The sequence below is a fragment of the Clostridiaceae bacterium HFYG-1003 genome (assembly GCA_024579835.1).
Classification (GTDB): Bacteria; Bacillota; Clostridia; order Clostridiales; family Clostridiaceae; genus JG1575.
In genome coordinates this window covers 3,114,995-3,133,208 of the sequence record CP102060.1, presented here as the reverse complement: position 1 = coordinate 3,133,208, position 18,214 = coordinate 3,114,995, and the positions used below count along the sequence as shown (strand labels likewise).

Sequence of the window (18,214 nt, the reverse complement as noted above, 5' to 3'; positions counted from 1 at the left end):
AACAATTAACGGGAAATAACATAAACGTAAGCATTTCATCTTTTTTTATTTCTGATGAGCGATGTTGTACTAATAGAAGGGGTGATTATTGTTGGAAGAGATTATTTGCAAATTTGTCCATTTAGGCAATATTAAAAAAAAATTACAAAAAAATTTCGAAATTACATTCATAACTGGAGCAATATTTAGCTGGATCATTGGAATCAAGATTTGGCAACTCCCGATAATACTACCTGATAAACAAAGCATAGGTTTATTATTTTATCATTATCTATTACCGCTCATATATGCATTAATGATACAAATCCTTATTATAGTATTAAGACATCTCCTGAAAAAACCAACTAAATATAAAAGGGGGGATCTCTTAATTATTTTAGGTTACATCCCTCTAATATTCGTTACAGTAATACTTCATTTTAATTTCAAGGCTTGGATGCCACTAGTAAATCCAGTCTTGTTTGACAATTTGTATGCAAAGATAGATAGTTTAGTACCTATAGCTAGCACTCTTGAATCATTAAGTGTACTGCTTCACCTAAATACAACTGGTCCAGCCTTATATCACGGATTATTTGTGTTAATGTTTTTCTTATCTTTTATAATCCATTTATCTTTCGATTCATTTATAAACTTCAGAAAGGTTGTAGTAGGTACTTGTCTTATTTTACTATTAGGCTCATTCTCATATTGGATTGCACCTGCTATTGGACCCTTTATCCTTAAGAAGCCTACATTATCTTCATTCTCAGTATACCAAGGACACATGTATTCGCTTTATCTTTCGCTAAAATCAACAGGTATACCTCCAGTAGGTTACTTTTCGAATGCACCGGCAGCAATGCCAAGTCTACATATAGCTAATAGTTTCTTTTTTCTATCAATGGCCAAGAAAAATTTCCCCATCCTGAATAAGATTTATTTTCTTTTTTTGGGATACATTGTAATTGTAGCAGTAGGATCTGGTTGGCATTATTTCATCGATTTAATTGGTGGTTTATTGCTTAGTCTAATTGTGATCAACATTATTGATAAAGTGATTGTTGAATAATCAAATATCATTCACCTTCACATTTAAGTCCAATCGGTTAACTAGGGTTATCCGAACCACACTATCCTTAATATCATGAACATTCTGAGCTGGAAGTTTCATAGAAATAGCCTGGGAAGATAAATCGCTTCGATTTGTCTTCCCAGGCTATTTTAACTGGTCGGTATCAGGGTTTATGGAGGCGCCATCCGGAATTGCACACGGAGTATGGAAGCCTTGCGGGCTTCTGCCTTACTACTTGGCTATGGCGCCATAATTTGCCTCACCAAGAAAGTATACCATGTTACTCTGATTTGTCAAGCGGATCGAAAATCACTATCTGTTGCTGTGAAGCTTCCGAAACGGTTCAAAAATTGACCAGTTAGTTCAGTTGCTCCCCTTCATGAAAAAGGCCCGGAAGCGATGCTTCCGGGTCCTTTAAGATGTTTAGTTAGTTCAGTAGCAGTTCGATTTCTGCTCTGACTGCTTCTGTGATGGCCAGATTGCCGCCCAGAACATACGCTTTGTTCGGATTGACCGATTCAATGTATGCCTTGGTTTCAGCGTTCAGTTCATCTGCAGGAGTGATCAGGAGCGGAGCGTTGTACTTGTTGCTGAGGCCGGCTGCTGACAGGGCATCGTAGGGCTTGAGGCCATTGGTCACGATGACGCTGGTCGGGTCAGCATAGAACTTATTGGCAATGGCAACAGCCGTTGCGTAGCGGGTAGCTCCTGCTACACGTTCAACCGTGATGCCCTTTGCCTTCAGATCATCTTCAGCCGCAGTTGTCTCGACTTTCGTTCCTCCCAGAAGGATGGCGGATTTGACGCCTTCCAGGGAAGCTTCGATCATGGCATTGGATTTTCCGTCATTCAGAAGGATACCAACGCCCATCTTGCCGGCGGCTGCACCCATGGTGAGTGCGTCGAAAACGGTGGATCCATTGGCGATGACGGCCTTGTCTGTCACTCTGGAGATATCGCGGACTTTCCGGTCAACCTTCACAGAAGTTTCATAACGGGTGGCTCCGCCGAGGCGTTCCACATCCAGACCGAGAGCCTTAACTGCTTCTTCCGTTGCCTGAGAAACCACGAGGTCTCCGCCGATGATCATGGCATTGGTTGCACCAAGGCGCTTGATTTCAGCTGTCAGGGCATTGGTCAGACCAGCTTTTCCAGTCAGCAGAACCGGAGCCTGCAGGCGAATGGACAGAGGTCCGGCCAGCAGAGAGTCGGTTGCGGATTCACCGCTGACCAGGATAACCCAGTCTGCGCGGTCAAAAGCTTTCTTGCTGACTTCGATGGAGGTCAGATAACGGGTATCGCCTTCGATGCGAACCGCGTTTTCAACTTTTTCCTCACGGACGACCTCGACCGTTTTCTCGGTCTTGTGTCCGAGAGCATCTTCCACTACGAAATTGAACGTATTGACGCCCACTTTCAGAGCAACTTCATGGGACATGGTCTTGGTAACTTTTTCAATCTTCTGGTTAAATCCGTCATAGGTGAAGATTTCTTCATTGTTGAGCTTCAAACGCAGGAAGGGGAGTTCGTCACTCATGGTGACATCAAGAACTGCCTTGTCGGAAGCAGCGTCGCGATCCTGTACCTGGACATCCAGTTCAGGCGCTCCGTTATCAACATAGATCCAGCGGATTAAGGAGTCTTCGGTGCCATCCTTAGCTCTGACAAGGAGCTTCAGGGAGCGGAAACCGGGATCCATCTGGATGGTGGTATCAATTTTCCAGTGCGGTCCAACGTAAATTGGAGGTGCTTCCGGATCATTGGGATTCGGAACCGGACCGTTTTCTACGAATTCACCGACCTGATCGTAAGTCTTGGACTCAGTGATCAGCTGGATCGTATCCATGTACTGAACATCCAGTACGTATGCGGTAACATGGACATCTGTTGTTTCAGAAATTTCAGCAGGTTCAAGCCAGAGCATGAACGGAGAATATTCTTCCTGGGGATAATCCTGAGTCTTAACGGTTGTGACTCCTTCATTCAGCAGATTGTCATAGGCATAAATGTAGAGTTCGAACACTTCATCGCCACGCAGTGCGGCAACATCTACGGAATATTTGTTGTCATCGGTTTTTTCGACTTCAATATCCTTGCTGTTGTCAGTCTGGGAATTGGAAACGATGAACTGAGCTACTCCGACACCGCGATCTTCTGGACCATCGGTGGCTTCAAAGGTCAGTGTGTCGCCTTCCAGTTTGACATTCTTGACAACCGGTGCGCTGTAATCAACCAGAATCGGAACCAGCTTCACCTGGTCAACAGCCTTTTCGTAGTTGATGGTACCTCTCATCTCGTAGAAGTATTTTCCTTCCGGGATGTAGCCATCCTGGAGTTTGCCGTTCCACTCGCCTTCAGCCAGGTTTGTGTAGGGGACAAATCCTGGACGATACAGCAGGGCAACCTTGTTGACGAAGGTGGTTGAACCGATCTTGAAGATCGGAGCCTTGTTCTCATCAAGGATCGAGAAGCTGAATTTCTCTGCGTTGCGCAGGAAGCTCAGCTGCGGGCTGACATCGCCGGTTCCCAGCAAAGTGGAGGCGAAAGTGCCGGGATTGAGTTCGATGCGGTTATTCTTATGCAGGAAGTAGTCATCCTGAACTTCGGAATATCCAAACAGTGCGGAGGATTCGAAGAAGGATGGTCCATCCGGATCTTCGGCCGGATAGGGATAGAAGTTATCCAGGATCTGCGGCTTGTTCCAGTCTCCGTAGAAGCCCATGAAGGGAACGGTGGTGGTTCTGCCGTTGTTGTCGGTCATGACAACAAACCCTTCGATAAACTGCTCGGTTTCGATGGCATCCTCGGAGAAATCAACATGCAGATTGACTGCTTTCTTCGCGCCGCCGGCCAGGGAGAATTCCTTGGTTCCAGTCACGGTTGCTTTGACTTCTCTGGACAGTTCGGTGTAGGAACCATCCTCGATATCATCGGTGATGACATATACTTTCGATGTGTAGGACAGTTCGTCCTGGCCAAAGTTCTCAACCGTCAGGTTCAGGTCAAACGCTTTGTTCGGAACTTCCTTGAGTTCGATTTTTGCTTCTTTGGTGGTCGGGTGGTATGCCAGTGTTCTGGTTTCCACCGCATTTTCCAGGTCCATCAGACCGGCTCCCTGTACTCTCGGGCTGCGGGCAGCACCGCCAAAGAACAGAACTTTTGCGGAGTTCATCATCAGGTTCTTGGTGAGTGAGGATTTATCCAGCTTGGAAAGATCCTTGAACGCTTCGCTGCTGTTGATGTAGCCTTTGACCACGGCAGATCCGCCGGCAACGTGCGGCGTAGCCATGGAGGTACCGGACATCAGACCATAGGTGCCATCATTCTGTGTGGAATTAATGGACTGACCCGGGGCGGAAATTTCCGGCTTCAGGCGCAGATCATTGGTGGGACCCCAGGTGGAGAAGGAAGCCATCTGAATGGTGGGCGTCTCTACCGGAGTAGCGGAGAACTTGATCTTTTTCGCTGCCAGAGCGACTAAGTCGGCACCCGTTGCCTTATCGGCAAACAGGTAGGGGATGGTGGCATTTTCGCCGCCGGCCATGCTGATCAAGTCTCCATCGGAATGGTTATAGATGATCAGAGCGACCGCACCGGCCGCCTGAGCGTTCGCCAGCTTGTCAATGAAGTTCGGTGTACCGCCGCCTCTGGAGACTACGGCAACCTTGCCTGCCACATTAGCTGATGCGTACTCTGCGGGCGAACCGTAGCCGGCAATGGCAAAGTCCATTTCCGTATCACCGAACACATCCACTGGATGTGGGCTAAGTTCAGCGGGCAGTATCGTCTTCTTCTGAGCACCGGCAGTGCTGGTGTACTCAGCAAAGGTTTCTTCCCACTTCTGGGGTGTTTTGTCGGTTGCGGCTACTACAAAGCTTTCCCGGGTAACAGCAGGAGTTGACATCAGACCCTGGTCAGGAATCCAGGAAGCCGCGGTGCGGCCGGTGCCCTCCGTCATGTTGCGGTCATTTCCCGCAGCGATGGCTACTACAACGCCTGAATTTCTGGCATTGACTACAGCCTTGTCCAGAGCGCTTTCAGTCCAGGTGGTGAAGCCGTTGGCTGCTCCCAGGGACAGGTTGAAGGCATCTGCTCCAAGCATGACGCCGTCTTCCATAGCCTTGATGTAGATATCATCAAAGGTGGTGGAGAGGAGCGGGTCATTGGAGAAAACTCTCAGGGCTAGCAGCTGAGCTTCAGGGGCAACGCCCTTGATCTCGCCGTTGGCACCGATGGTTCCTGCTACATGCTGACCGTGGCTTTCGCCATACTCGTAGATTGTATTGTTCTGGTCATAGTAGTTGTAGGCATAAGGGAACTTATCACTAACGTATCTGCCTTTCAGATTCATTAATACGGCGCTGTTCTCCTTGATTTTAGCCTTGTCAGGATTCGAGAGAACAAAATCCGGATGGGAGGTGTCAAATCCGGAGTCGATGACTCCGACAACAAGACCCTCACCTGTATAATCCAGGTCCCAGGCATACGGTGCGTTCACCGCGCCGACAGACTTGGTCATGAATGGCTCCGGTCTGGAGTATTCATGGGATACATAGACATCCACAACGCCCGGAAGGGACTTGAGGGTTTCCATGTCTTTACGCAATACTTTGGCACTGGCTCCGTTGAACACCTGACGGAACGTATCTAATTTCTTGAACTCAATTCCCTTGCTGGAAACTGCCTTGAAGAAGGTGGACTGTTCCGCAGCGATTTTGCTCAGTGAACTGGTGCCTGATTTGAATAATGAGACCTTGTTCGGCTGAGTAGCGAATTCTACGATGACACGCAGTTCTTCATTGGGATCAACTTTTTCTGGCTTCTCCCGATCAAGCTCATCCCTGCGATACTTCTCAGCCAGTTTGCTGATACGATCCGCTGCCTGAACTTTTTCAGGGCTTTTCGGAGTTGGATTGGTGGATTCTGCACGTGCAGTGATGGCACCCCCCGGTACCACGATACTGAGTGCAAGGACGGTCGACAAGATTCGTTTGAATAGATTTTTCTTCATCATGACTCCTTGTTTTCTGTAGTGAGTTGTATGAAACGACGGCAGAAAGCAAGCAACAATCGTATTCCGCACAGGCCTACGAAAAACTACCCCTATTCGTTTTGTTGCAGCTTGCCATAAGTTAAGGCGACGGTCTGGGCGGCCAAAGCTATGACCGCATCCGGAATGCGACGGCGGCTCCCACGAACTTGCGCTGTGATACGCGGTGCGACGGGAAAAGAAACAAACAGCTATACCAAAAGGACGTTCCATTTGATTATTGCCGCAACCTGAGCCATTGTCAGATTTCCGCAATAAACCGATTAAAGTCCCTCAGGAAACACAGGATGTTGCTGAAGTTCTGCCGAGACCAATTTATGGTTTTAAGGCATTAGAAACGTCATCAACAAATTCATATTTTTCATCGAAATTAAAATCCAATGCCTAAACCAACAACCAGATTCATTTCGCTGTGTAAAATGTTCGATCATTGTCACACCAACAAATCCCGAACTATTAAGTCGATATGAAATAATAATTGGTATGCCCATGAAGTTAGGTTGAGTCCAATGAAATTGTTTACTGGATAGTTTGATGCCCATCAATTGAATCATTCAATCTTGTTCATACTTCATCAGTATACCATGAAGAGCCGCCTTGGAGGTGATTGTTTACTGCAGAGCCAGTTCAGATTTTGTTTTTTTCATAATAGAGTCCTCCCGTTTCCGAGAGGGTCTGGTCGTATATGGTTCAGTAACGAAACTCCGATTTCAATCTTCAGATCGACAAGATCGTACTTGGATTGTTTTTAATAATCGTTTTAGAGGCCGATTGTTCAAACCATTCTATGCCCCGTCACTTTGATCCTCTGGTTCAAATAGGCCATATTAAAAAGAAATTCAAGTATTGTAATGTATTGATCTGATCACACCATCATTGGCAAAGGAAGGTAATAAAAACCGGATGAAATCATCCGGCTAAAGGGTCATTGAATCTTCTCTAAATAAAAAACCATTTTCACTGCGCTTCGAACAGTGGCCTGAATGAACTGCTCTTGCCCTGGAGAATGGGGGGGCTGAACTTTGACCGGGGGGCTCGAGGCCGTTAATGGTCGTCTCATCATTGAAAAGAAAGTCCACTATCATTATGCCAGCGCTGGCTTATGCAAAATGTCTCATTGCAAGGACCGCTTATTGGGCTGATCCGACCTTTACTTGAGGATTTCCTTCACCGGACCGGCAGTTGATCCGGATAGCTCTGACTCCTACCTAATACCCCCAGGCTCATCCGATGGCATTAAAATAAGCATGACTGCCAGTTCGGCAGTCATGCTTAAACAGTCATCTGACTGAAAAATATTTAAATGGAGGCGCCAACCAGATTTGAACTGGTGCGTAGAAGTTTTGCAGACTTCTGCCTTACCACTTGGCTATGGCGCCATCAGAAGATGGTGGCTTCACTCGGAATCGAACCAAGGACACGAGGATTTTCAATCCTCTGCTCTACCAACTGAGCTATGAAGCCATCTTCTGGATATTGTGGAAACTTTCTACCTTTGCAATGAAAAATAAAATTGTTCCCTCAAGACTGCATATAGTTCTTCAAACGTAATTCATCATTTTTAACTTGTTTAAGATCAAGCCCTCGATCGATTAGTATGAGTCAGCTGCATGCATTGCTGCACTTACACCCCTCACCTATCTACCTTGTGTTCTTCAAGGGATCTTACTGGATTACTCCATGGGAAATCTTGTCTCAGGGTGGGCTTCACGCTTAGATGCTTTCAGCGTTTATCCCGTCCCAATATAGCTACCCAGCCATGCCGCTGGCGCGACAACTGGTACACCAGTGATTGGTCCAACCCGGTCCTCTCGTACTAAGGTCAGCTCCCTTCAAATTTCCTACGCCCGCGACGGATAGGGACCGAACTGTCTCACGACGTTCTGAACCCAGCTCGCGTGCCACTTTAATGGGCGAACAGCCCAACCCTTGGGACCTACTTCAGCCCCAGGATGTGACGAGCCGACATCGAGGTGCCAAACCTCCCCGTCGATGTGAACTCTTGGGGGAGATCAGCCTGTTATCCCCGAGGTAGCTTTTATCCGTTGAGCGATGGCCCTCCCACGAGGTACCACCGGATCACTAAGCCCGACTTTCGTCCCTGCTCCACTTGTAGGTGTCGCAGTCAGGCTCCCTTCTGCCTTTACACTCTATGGACGATTTCCGACCGTCCTGAGGGAACCTTTGGGCGCCTCCGTTACTTTTTAGGAGGCGACCGCCCCAGTCAAACTGCCCACCTAGCAATGTCCCGTGACCCGTTTCCTGGTCTCCGGTTAGAATCCCAATATCTACAGGGTGGTATCCCAACGGTGACTCCCCATGACCTGACGACCATGGTTCTTCGTCTCCCACCTATCCTGTACAGTAAATATCGAAACTCAATGCTAAGCTACAGTAAAGCTCTACGGGGTCTTTCCGTCCAATCGCGGGTAGCCAGCATCTTCACTGGCACTACAATTTCGCCGGATTTGTTGTTGAGACAGTGCCCAAGTCATTACGCCATTCGTGCGGGTCAGAACTTACCTGACAAGGAATTTCGCTACCTTAGGACCGTTATAGTTACGGCCGCCGTTTACTGGGGCTTAAGTTCATACCTTCGCTTGCGCTAAGCATTCCCCTTAACCTTCCAGCACCGGGCAGGCGTCAGCCCCTATACTTCAGCTTGCGCTTTTGCAGAGACCTGTGTTTTTGTTAAACAGTTGCTTGGGCCATTTCACTGCGGCCATGTCGCCATGGCACCCCTTCTCGCGAACTTACGGGGTTAATTTGCCGAGTTCCTTAACAACAATTCTTCCGATGGTCTTAGGATTCTCTCCTCATCTACCTGTGTCGGTTTGCGGTACGGGCAGCATGTCGCTCCTTAGAGGCTTTTCTTGGCAGCGTGAACTCGGGTATTTTCGTATCTCAGAATATGCCAGAAGGGATTTGCCTCCTCTGACTCCCTCGAATACTTCGACAGGCTCTTCCAACCGCCTGTTACCCTATCCTCCTGCGTCACCCCATCGTGTTAACGCTTCATGCCGGTATCTGAATATCAACAGATTGTCCATCACCTACGCTTCTCAGCCTCGGCTTAGGCCCCGACTAACCCTGAGCGGACGAACCTTCCTCAGGAAACCTTAGATTTTCGACCTGCGGGATTCTCACCCGCATCTCGCTACTTATGCCAACATTCTCACTTCTTAACAGTCCACAGCTCCTTTCGGTACTGCTTCGCCCCGTTAAGAACGCTCCTCTACCGCGTATATTAAAATATACACCCGTAGCTTCGGTGATAGGTTTTAGCCCCGGACATCTTCGGCGCAGGATCTCTCGACTAGTGAGCTATTACGCACTCTTTTAATGAGTGGCTGCTTCTAAGCCAACATCCTAGTTGTCTTAGAAATCCCACATCCTTTTCCACTTAACCTATACTTGGGGACCTTAGCTGACGATCTGGGCTTTTTCCCTTTTGACAATGGCACTTATCTGTCACTGTCTGACTGCCGGATTAAAGTCTTTGGCATTCGGAGTTTGATAAGGTTCGGTAAGCGATATGCCCCCTAGCCCATTCAGTGCTCTACCTCCATGACTCATCATCCAACGCTAGCCCTAAAGCTATTTCGAGGAGAACCAGCTATCTCCGAGTTCGATTGGAATTTCTCCGCTATCCACAGCTCATCCCATGGTTTTTCAACACCAATGTGGTTCGGTCCTCCACGAGATTTTACTCTCGCTTCAACCTGTCCATGGATAGGTCACCCGGTTTCGGGTCTGCAACATGCAACTAGACGCCCTGTTAAGACTCGGTTTCCCTTCGGCTGCGCACCTGAAGTGCTTAACCTTGCTGCATATCACAACTCGTTGGCTCGTTCTACAAAAAGCACGTCATCACACGCTTATGGTGCTCTGACCGGTTGTAGGCACACGGTTTCAGATTCTATTTCACTCCCCTTCCGGGGTTCTTTTCACCTTTCCCTCACGGTACTGCTTCACTATCGGTCATCAGGTAGTATTTAGCCTTGGGAGGTGGTCCTCCCTGCTTCCCACCGGGTTTCACGTGTCCGGTGGTACTCTGGATCACTCTCGGTCCGTCTTCCCTTTTCGCCTACAGGTCTGTCACCTTCTATGGCGCTGTTTCCCAACAGCTTCGGCTAAGGGGCCTCTTCCCTTTCTTGAGTGTCCGCAACCCCAGAGAGCAAGCTCCCTGGTTTGGGCTCTTTCCTTTTCGCTCGCCGCTACTAAGAAAATCGATGTTTCTTTCTCTTCCTCCGGGTACTTAGATGTTTCAGTTCTCCGGGTGTGTCTTCCTATAGAGTATGGATTCCTCTATGGATGCCTTTCGGCGGGTTGCCCCATTCGGTGATCTCAGGATCACTGGCTATGTGCGCCTACCCTGAGCTTATCGCAGCTTATCGCGACCTTCTTCGACTCCTGATGCCAAGGCATTCACCATGCGCCCTTTATAGCTTGATCTTTTTTCAAGTTAATTTTTGGCTCAAGGTTGGAGCTTTCGCTCCCCTTGACGTTTTTGAATTGTTGTCAATAACTTTTCAGTTAATGACTAACTTCTCAACGAAATTGTTTTTTCTACAATTTTGCTTTACGTTTTAAGAATATATGCAGTTTTCAAAGAACAATTGAGAAGAAAAAAATGCCCCACCTTCAAGAAGTCATTCTCATTAGCTGGTGTTGCAGCTGTTCTCTCAAGATTAAACAGAATACTTGGATGTACAAATCAGTAATCCTTTTATGGGAGATATCCGTGAAATGGATATCCTTTTATCTCATCCATGTTGCCATGGCTGTGACTCCCTAGAAAGGAGGTGATCCAGCCGCAGGTTCTCCTACGGCTACCTTGTTACGACTTCACCCCAATCGCTGACCCTACCTTCGGCCGCTGGCTCTATAAATAGTTACCTCACGGACTTCGGGTATTGCCAACTCTCATGGTGTGACGGGCGGTGTGTACAAGGCCCGGGAACGTATTCACCGCGACATGCTGATTCGCGATTACTAGCAACTCCGACTTCATGCAGGCGAGTTGCAGCCTGCAATCTGAACTGGGGCAGGTTTTATGAGATTTGCTCCTCCTCGCGGGATCGCGTCTCTTTGTACCTGCCATTGTAGCACGTGTGTAGCCCTAGACGTAAGGGGCATGATGATTTGACATCATCCCCACCTTCCTCCCGGTTAACCCGGGCAGTCTTGCCAGAGTGCTCAACTGAATGGTAGCAACTGACAATAGGGGTTGCGCTCGTTGCGGGACTTAACCCAACATCTCACGACACGAGCTGACGACAACCATGCACCACCTGTCTTCCTGCCCCGAAGGGCTTCCCCGATTAAGGGTAATTCAGGAGATGTCAAGTCTAGGTAAGGTTCTTCGCGTTGCCTCGAATTAAACCACATGCTCCGCTGCTTGTGCGGGCCCCCGTCAATTCCTTTGAGTTTTAATCTTGCGACCGTACTCCCCAGGCGGGGTACTTACTGTGTTTACGACGGCACAGGGGGAGTTGATACCCCCTACACCTAGTACCCATCGTTTACGGCGTGGACTACCAGGGTATCTAATCCTGTTTGCTCCCCACGCTTTCATGCCTCAGTGTCAGTTACAGTCCAGAAAGCCGCCTTCGCCACTGGTGTTCTTCCTAATATCTACGCATTTCACCGCTACACTAGGAATTCCGCTTTCCTCTCCTGCACTCAAGTAACCCAGTTTGGAATGCAGTTCCCGGGTTGAGCCCGGGGATTTCACATCCCACTTAAGTTTCCACCTACGCATCCTTTACGCCCAGTAAATCCGGACAACGCTCGCCACCTACGTATTACCGCGGCTGCTGGCACGTAGTTAGCCGTGGCTTGTTTTTTGGGTACCGTCATTATCGTCCCCAATCAAAGAACTTTACGACCCGAAGGCCTTCATCATTCACGCGGCGTTGCTGCATCAGGGTTTCCCCCATTGTGCAATATTCCCCACTGCTGCCTCCCGTAGGAGTCTGGACCGTGTCTCAGTTCCAATGTGGCCGATCACCCTCTCAGGTCGGCTACGCATCGTCGCCTTGGTGAGCCGTTACCTCTCCAACTAGCTAATGCGCCGCGGGCCCATCTCAAAGCGGATTTCTCCTTTGATACGCTCATAATGCTAAATGCGTATATTATGCGGTATTAATCTTCCTTTCGGAAGGCTATTCCCCTCTCTGAGGCAGGTTACCCACGTGTTACTCACCCGTCCGCCGCTAGGTGTATACACCTCGCTCGACTTGCATGTGTTAGGCACGCCGCCAGCGTTCGTCCTGAGCCAGGATCAAACTCTCATGTTAAAAGTTTGAACTAGCTTTTAGTCGATTTTTTAGTCTTGTCTGACTACTCAAAATGAATTGCTGGTTTGTTTTACCTTGTATTCTGTTTAATTTTCAAAGAACAGTTCGTTTCGTTGCCGCTTTAGGCGACTTCTATATATTACCAACTGCACATCGCCTTGTCAACGACTTTTTTCAAAAGATTTCTCGGAGCTTGGCGCATCATCATTCGATATGATATTGAGCTGTTTTCTTGCCCAGCGGGTACTACCAAGTTTACCCTGTTTTTCTTTGGTTTTCAACAGCAAAGTTGGGCTAATATTAAGCTCTCCTCAGATGCTGCTGTTTCAATCAATCAGTTTCAACGTTTAAAGAATAAAGTGGTGAGATGCGGCATAAGACCTCCATATATAAGATGCACAACTTCCAAGAACCAAGTTCAGTCTACCTGTCAGAAGTCGTACGAAAGATGAAATAACATTCATTTTACCGTTCGATGTTATCTCCCTCCCTCTTATACTGCCAGCTACACAAAAAATCCAATCTGGCAGCGAGCAATCAACAAAGATATTTTCCGGTCAGCTTCATCATTCAATGCCTCGTTCCTGCTGAGATGGCACTTATTGAAGCAGAATCCATCCAGGATAACTTTTCTATTCAATTTTCTAAAATCCTATTGACAGATTATAACCAATATGGGAAACTAGGATATGTCGCGGGGGCGTAGCTCAATTGGGAGAGCGCTTGAATGGCATTCAAGAGGTAGTGAGTTCGAATCTCATCGTCTCCACCACAAAACTCTGTTCATCTGTTTATGCAGATCAACAGAGTTTTTATTTTTCTATAAATTCAGTTACCAGTCATTCCTCTGGCGCAATGACATCCGACAATTTTATGAGCAATAAAAAAAATGCAGTGTGAACTGCATTTTTTGAATGTCAATGATGAAGGTGTCTATTGATGGTTAGTCCCAATAGGGTCTAAGGTAACCCTTAATCCGTCCTACACTCTGGTACCAGTCCAAAGATTTAATTTCCACTGTTTTTCCCGGTCTGGGCGAGTGAATCATCTTGTTGTCTCCGATATAGATTCCAACATGTGAAATGCTGTAACCATCGGTCATCACGATGATGTCTCCAGGGCGCCGGTTGGAAGATGAAATCTTGGTGTCGATTCCGTACCATTGCTGGGTTGCAGTTCTCGGGATTCTATATCCCACCCGGCCATATACATACTGAGTCAGGCCGGAACAGTCAAATCCGCCTTCTGACCAGGATTCCCCTGCATAGACATAGGGTGCTCCGATCAGTTTCCTGGCCTCAGCAACCACGCGATCCCCAATCGTGTTGGATGTGGTGCTGGTCTGAATAACGCTGGATGTGGAGCTGGCGGTGGAACTAACGTAGGGCAGACTGTTGAACAGCGTGCTGGAAATGAACCAGTAGGACTTATACGAAAAGCCTTTCTTGCCATTATGCTCGATATAGACATAGTTTCCGTTCCGTCCCAGGACTTTGACATCAGTACCCTTGTACACATAGCCAATTTTGGTGGATGAGCTGCTGGCACTGGATCTGACATTTACATTCCCTGTAGCCGTAATGGTAGACCCTTTCCAGTATGAGTTATAGGTGTATCCAATTTTTCCATTATAAGAAATCTTGTAATATCCGTTCTGAATGCCGAGGTACTGAACATTGGTTCCTGCAGCAATATATCCCAGCTTTGAGGAATAATTGTTACTGGATGCTCTTAGATTAACCCCAGACTTTGCGGTGATTGTAGTAGCTTCAGCAATAACTCCGGTAAGCGGAGCCAGAAAAGTGGAAACCGCAAGTGCTGCAGAAACCATAATCTTTACTTTTAAATTTCTTGTCTTCATATGTTCTCCTGTCTCTTACCTAATAGTATTTTTTATCTACCCTTCAATGACAGTCACTATATTACAAAAGGATGACAAATATTGCAAGGAAATGAATCTTTACATCAGCTTTATAATCGATATTTGTTAATTTGAGACGGTTTATAATAACATTCTTGTACCATTATAGCCATTTCTATTAACGGTTAGATAGTAACAACTTGCAATTATTATAAGAATTGCTATTATCTAATCATGAATCAAATGCCGTACTTTCTTTATTTCATCTTCACAAATGGGTTCCATTTTGCATTTTTGTTATTGAAAGTTGTAAACGTCCTGTTGATTCCCTCCTTAGATTTAGGAGTTTGTCCTCATAAAAAGTAAATTCCGACTGCATTGGAGGACATTGCGCTCAAAATGGCCTGGGCGCACATTTTTCGGCTGTTTTCTTAAAAAATGAACGAAAAACTATAGCATTTCAAACCCGCATAGTGTATACTCTTTTTATGGAAACTTTGGGACGTTAACTCAGCTGGGAGAGTGTCACCTTGACGTGGTGAAAGTCATAGGTTCGAGTCCTATACGTCCCACCATCCAGAAAAGGAATTTTTAGAAATTCCTTTTTTTATACCCTTTTTTATCCAGGAGGTCTGTGATGTATAAATTCCTGTTATTCGATTTGGACGATACAATTCTCGATTTTAAGTCAGCCGAAACTCATGCCTTTTCTTCGCTGCTGGAACATCACGGAATTCAAGCAACGCCGCAAAGAATTGATCGTTATTCAGCCATCAACCAGGCATTGTGGCTGCAGCTGGAACGAAAAGAAGTCAAACTGACTGATGTGCTGCACGGACGTTTTGAGCACTTTTTCCGTGAGATCGGGATACAGGTAGACGGCGAAGAAGAAGAAACCCTTTTCCGTTTCCATCTGAATCAACATGCCCAGTTAATTCCTGATTCCAGGCAGCTTCTGGCCGGATGGCATTCCACCTACAAAGTATATGCCGTATCAAACGGCGTACTTCAAACCCAGATGCTTCGACTCAAACTCGCTCAAATTGACCATCTGTTTCATGGCCTGTTCATCTCAGAGACAGTAGGTGTCAATAAACCGGATCCAGCGTTCTTCCGGCATGTGGCGGACTCCATCCCAGACTTCCGTGCCGATCAGGCGATTATTATCGGAGACAGTCTAAGCTCTGACATCCGGGGCGGCAACCGTGCAGGAATTACCACCTGCTGGTTTAATCGATTTGACCTCCCCAATCCAACAGAACCGGATTTAGTTCCTGATCACGTAATCCATAATCTGTCCGAGCTGGATCACATTCTCAAGTCATAAATTCAAAACGGTGAAGTCAGCCTTTGACTTCACCGTCATTTCTTTTGTCGGAACTCTGCTTAATTGAAGGAAGATTGATTCCATCACCCTGTAGCTGAACTCATCTGAAACTCGGGACCGCTTCTTTACAATCTTTTCGCTTTTGCTGTGGGGTTTCTGAATTGTTTCCAATGATATAATGATTTCATCAAGCGATGTGGAGGAACGAAATTGAAAATATTCTCCTATTTAAACTTTTTGTTTTATGCGATCACTTTTGTGATTATGTTCTCCCTGGTTTTCTATAAACGGGAACGCCCGGAGAAAGTTCTGGGCTGGCTCCTTGTGCTGGTTTTCCTCCCACCTGTGGGGCTCCTGCTCTACTTATATATGGGCATAAATTGGCGGGATACTGTACTGAATGAGCGGTATTCGCCTGCTGTCACTGAACTCATCAACAAGTCACTCCGTGATTTTGAGGGTCCCAATGAGGGAGTGGCGCGAATGGTCTCCAACCTGACGGGAACGCCCATGTTCCATTACAACAAAATTAAGCTCTATAAGGATGGAATTGAGAAGTTTGAGGATCTGATCCACGACATCAGCCAGGCGAAGCATCATATTCACATGGAATACTATATTGTAAAATCCGATGAGATCGGACGCCGTGTTTTCCTGGCATTAAAAGAACGAGCGCTGGCTGGAGTAAAAGTCCGGGTCATCATGGATAAAATCGGCGGCCGGCCCTTTGATAAGCATCTGAAAAAAGAACTGATGGACGCTGGCGTTGAAATCGTCACTTACACTGCTGCCTTTGCCTTTGTCTCCCGGTTCATTGATATGTCCATCAACTATCGGAATCACCGCAAAATGGCGATCATTGACGGCAGCATCGGCTATATCGGTGGCAACAACATCGGGGATGAGTATGTCTCAAACAGTGACATGGGATACTGGCGAGACACACATATGAGAGTAGAAGGAGATTTTGTTCTGGGAATGCAGGGTTTATTCTTTGATGATTTCTCCGCAGTCCTTCACCGGAATCAGGTCAGTAAGAAATGGGAATACATGAAGCGCAGTGAGATCTACGCCGAAGAGTCCGATCTTTCCAGTTATTTCCAGCCCTCTTCCGTATCGGACGAAACGCCCATGCAAATTATCTATTCCGGTCCGGAATCCGCCCTTTATTCCATTGAACTCCTATTCCTGAAGATGATAACAACTGCCCGTGAAAGAATCTATATTTCCACACCCTACTTCATCCCCAGTGAAGGAACGATGTCAGCCCTGAAGGCAGCCATCCAATCCGGCGTGGATGTTCGAATCATGTTCCCGGCGCAGTTTGATCACCCCATAGTCGGGCACGCCTCCATGACGTATCTGGGAGATTTGATCGAAAATGGAGCTCGGGTATTTATGTATGACAAGAAGGCATTCAGCCATAACAAAGCCGTTGTCTGCGATGGCCGAAGCTTCACTTTGGGCACCGCCAATTTTGATGTCAGATCCTTCTTTTTCAACTACGAGGTGAATGCCGTCGTTTATGATGAGTACTTCGCCGCCAAAATGGAAGGGATGTTTCATGAAGACATGGACCATGCCGAAGAACTGACCCTGGAAAAATATTTAAACCGTCCCAAGCTGACCTTGATGAAAGAAAGCTTCTTCCGGGTCTTCTCACTCCTGTTTTAGTTTCCCGAACAGGGAATCAGGCTGCATCCCCCTCATCCATCAGCCAGATTTGACTGCCCGATAAATCAGCCGGATATTCCAGGCTGATCCAGCTGCCACTTAAACACACATGGATATGAAACTGCCACGGACAAATCCACCGCTACGAAAAAAGACAGGGTCATGAAGTATTTCTCTTCATGACCCTGTCTTTTATAACCTTCACGTTTTCTATTGATCAGAACCATTCATGATTTCACGGCCTAATCGATCTACCGTCAGGAAACGGTCCGAACCCAGCTTCTTCCGGATCACAGAAGCGGCCTCTCCCAAATTTGGCACTCGTGTTCTTACGTTGTGCGAGTCGGATCCCAACAGAAAATGATCTCCCCGTTTCAACTGATCCAGCGCCTGTCGGCGGGATTTTCCGGAAAGGATATACTCACCGTTGATTTGAAACAAAGCGCCCATATCAATCAGATCATTGAGTTTATCAATTGCCACCGGGAAATCCGGATAGCGCTCCACATGAGCCAGGATTGGAGTCAGTCCGTGATTATTGATAATGGAATTAACCTCACTGATGATCCCTGCAGTCCAGATTGAAAACGGCATTTCAATCAATATCGCTTCCGTTCCCTGGATCTTCAGACGATCAAAGTCGGATAGGCGGCTCATCCCGGAAAAGAATGAAACTTCAGCACCCAGCCGGATGTCAGGTACATCCATTCCTTCCACCGCTTCCCGCAGCAGGTCATAGGCTCGCTGACGTCGTGTCAGGAAGTCAGAAATGGATTCCTTTGTATGGTAATAATGTGAAGTAGCGACGACCGTCCCGACCCCCTGGTCTTTCAGCATTTTCATCAGCTGAATGGACTCGCCGACATCGCTGCTGCCATCATCCATATGTGGCAGGATATGAGTATGAAAATCTATCATGCGCCTTCCCCCAGGAGTTTGCCTGTTA

At 47.1% G+C, this 18,214-nt stretch carries 6 protein-coding genes, 4 tRNA genes, 2 rRNA genes and 1 pseudogene; 5 read left to right on the top strand and 8 right to left on the bottom strand.

Annotated features, from left to right (window positions below):
- Positions 1-91: 91 nt before the first annotated feature.
- On the top strand, positions 92-1,051 hold the full coding sequence (locus NQU17_14035; GenBank protein ID UUM11717.1) for a phosphatase PAP2 family protein: 960 nt from the start codon (positions 92-94) through the stop codon (positions 1,049-1,051).
- 430 nt (positions 1,052-1,481) lie between these two features.
- On the opposite strand, the gene NQU17_14030 is transcribed toward NQU17_14035, so the two are convergent.
- From NQU17_14030 to NQU17_14005, 6 genes and pseudogenes are all read right to left on the bottom strand, one after another.
- A complete protein-coding gene (locus tag NQU17_14030; protein UUM13526.1) occupies positions 1,482-4,157 on the bottom strand; it encodes a cell wall-binding repeat-containing protein in 2,676 nt (891 codons plus the stop codon).
- A gap of 15 nt (positions 4,158-4,172) precedes the next feature.
- Positions 4,173-5,573: pseudogene (locus tag NQU17_14025) on the bottom strand (S8 family serine peptidase).
- Positions 5,574-7,408: 1,835 nt separating this feature from the next.
- Positions 7,409-7,483, bottom strand: a tRNA-Cys gene (locus tag NQU17_14020).
- A gap of 9 nt (positions 7,484-7,492) precedes the next feature.
- Positions 7,493-7,568 (bottom strand) — tRNA-Phe (locus NQU17_14015).
- Positions 7,569-7,676: 108 nt separating this feature from the next.
- A 23S ribosomal RNA gene (locus tag NQU17_14010) occupies positions 7,677-10,559 on the bottom strand.
- Between the two features lie 343 nt (positions 10,560-10,902).
- Positions 10,903-12,406: ribosomal RNA gene (locus NQU17_14005) — 16S ribosomal RNA — on the bottom strand.
- The 16S and 23S rRNA genes sit together here with 2 tRNA genes alongside, the layout of an rRNA operon.
- A 696-nt stretch (positions 12,407-13,102) precedes the next feature.
- Between NQU17_14005 and NQU17_14000 the strand changes: the two genes are divergently transcribed.
- Positions 13,103-13,178, top strand: a tRNA-Ala gene (locus tag NQU17_14000).
- 171 nt (positions 13,179-13,349) lie between these two features.
- On the opposite strand, the gene NQU17_13995 is transcribed toward NQU17_14000, so the two are convergent.
- Entirely contained in the window at positions 13,350-14,267 is a 918-nt protein-coding gene (locus NQU17_13995) for a C40 family peptidase (GenBank protein UUM11716.1), read from the bottom strand.
- Positions 14,268-14,766: 499 nt separating this feature from the next.
- Here NQU17_13995 and NQU17_13990 point away from each other — a divergent pair.
- The 3 genes from NQU17_13990 to cls all read left to right on the top strand — a co-directional run bounded on the left by NQU17_13990 (position 14,767) and on the right by cls (position 17,268).
- Positions 14,767-14,842, top strand: a tRNA-Val gene (locus NQU17_13990).
- 62 nt (positions 14,843-14,904) lie between these two features.
- On the top strand, positions 14,905-15,594 hold the full coding sequence (locus NQU17_13985; GenBank protein ID UUM11715.1) for a YjjG family noncanonical pyrimidine nucleotidase: 690 nt from the start codon (positions 14,905-14,907) through the stop codon (positions 15,592-15,594).
- Positions 15,595-15,804: 210 nt separating this feature from the next.
- Positions 15,805-17,268 (top strand): cardiolipin synthase, encoded by a 1,464-nt coding sequence (gene cls, locus NQU17_13980; protein ID UUM11714.1) that lies wholly within the window; start codon positions 15,805-15,807, stop codon positions 17,266-17,268.
- 210 nt (positions 17,269-17,478) lie between these two features.
- Here cls and NQU17_13975 read toward each other — a convergent pair whose 3' ends face one another.
- Complete coding sequence (locus NQU17_13975) at positions 17,479-18,186, bottom strand: hypothetical protein (protein UUM11713.1); 708 nt, start codon at positions 18,184-18,186, stop codon at positions 17,479-17,481.
- Positions 18,187-18,214 lie beyond the last annotated feature (28 nt).

What these genes read in the sequence shown, in the direction of transcription:
- NQU17_13995 (UUM11716.1), bottom strand. Translation starts at nt 14,267, where the DNA reads ATGAAGACAAGAAATTTAAAAGTAAAGATTATGGTTTCTGCAGCACTT.
- NQU17_13975 (UUM11713.1), bottom strand. Translation starts at nt 18,186, where the DNA reads ATGATAGATTTTCATACTCATATCCTGCCACATATGGATGATGGCAGC.
- NQU17_14030 (UUM13526.1), bottom strand. Translation starts at nt 4,157, where the DNA reads ATGGACCTGGAAAATGCGGTGGAAACCAGAACACTGGCATACCACCCG.
- NQU17_13985 (UUM11715.1), top strand. Translation starts at nt 14,905, where the DNA reads ATGTATAAATTCCTGTTATTCGATTTGGACGATACAATTCTCGATTTT.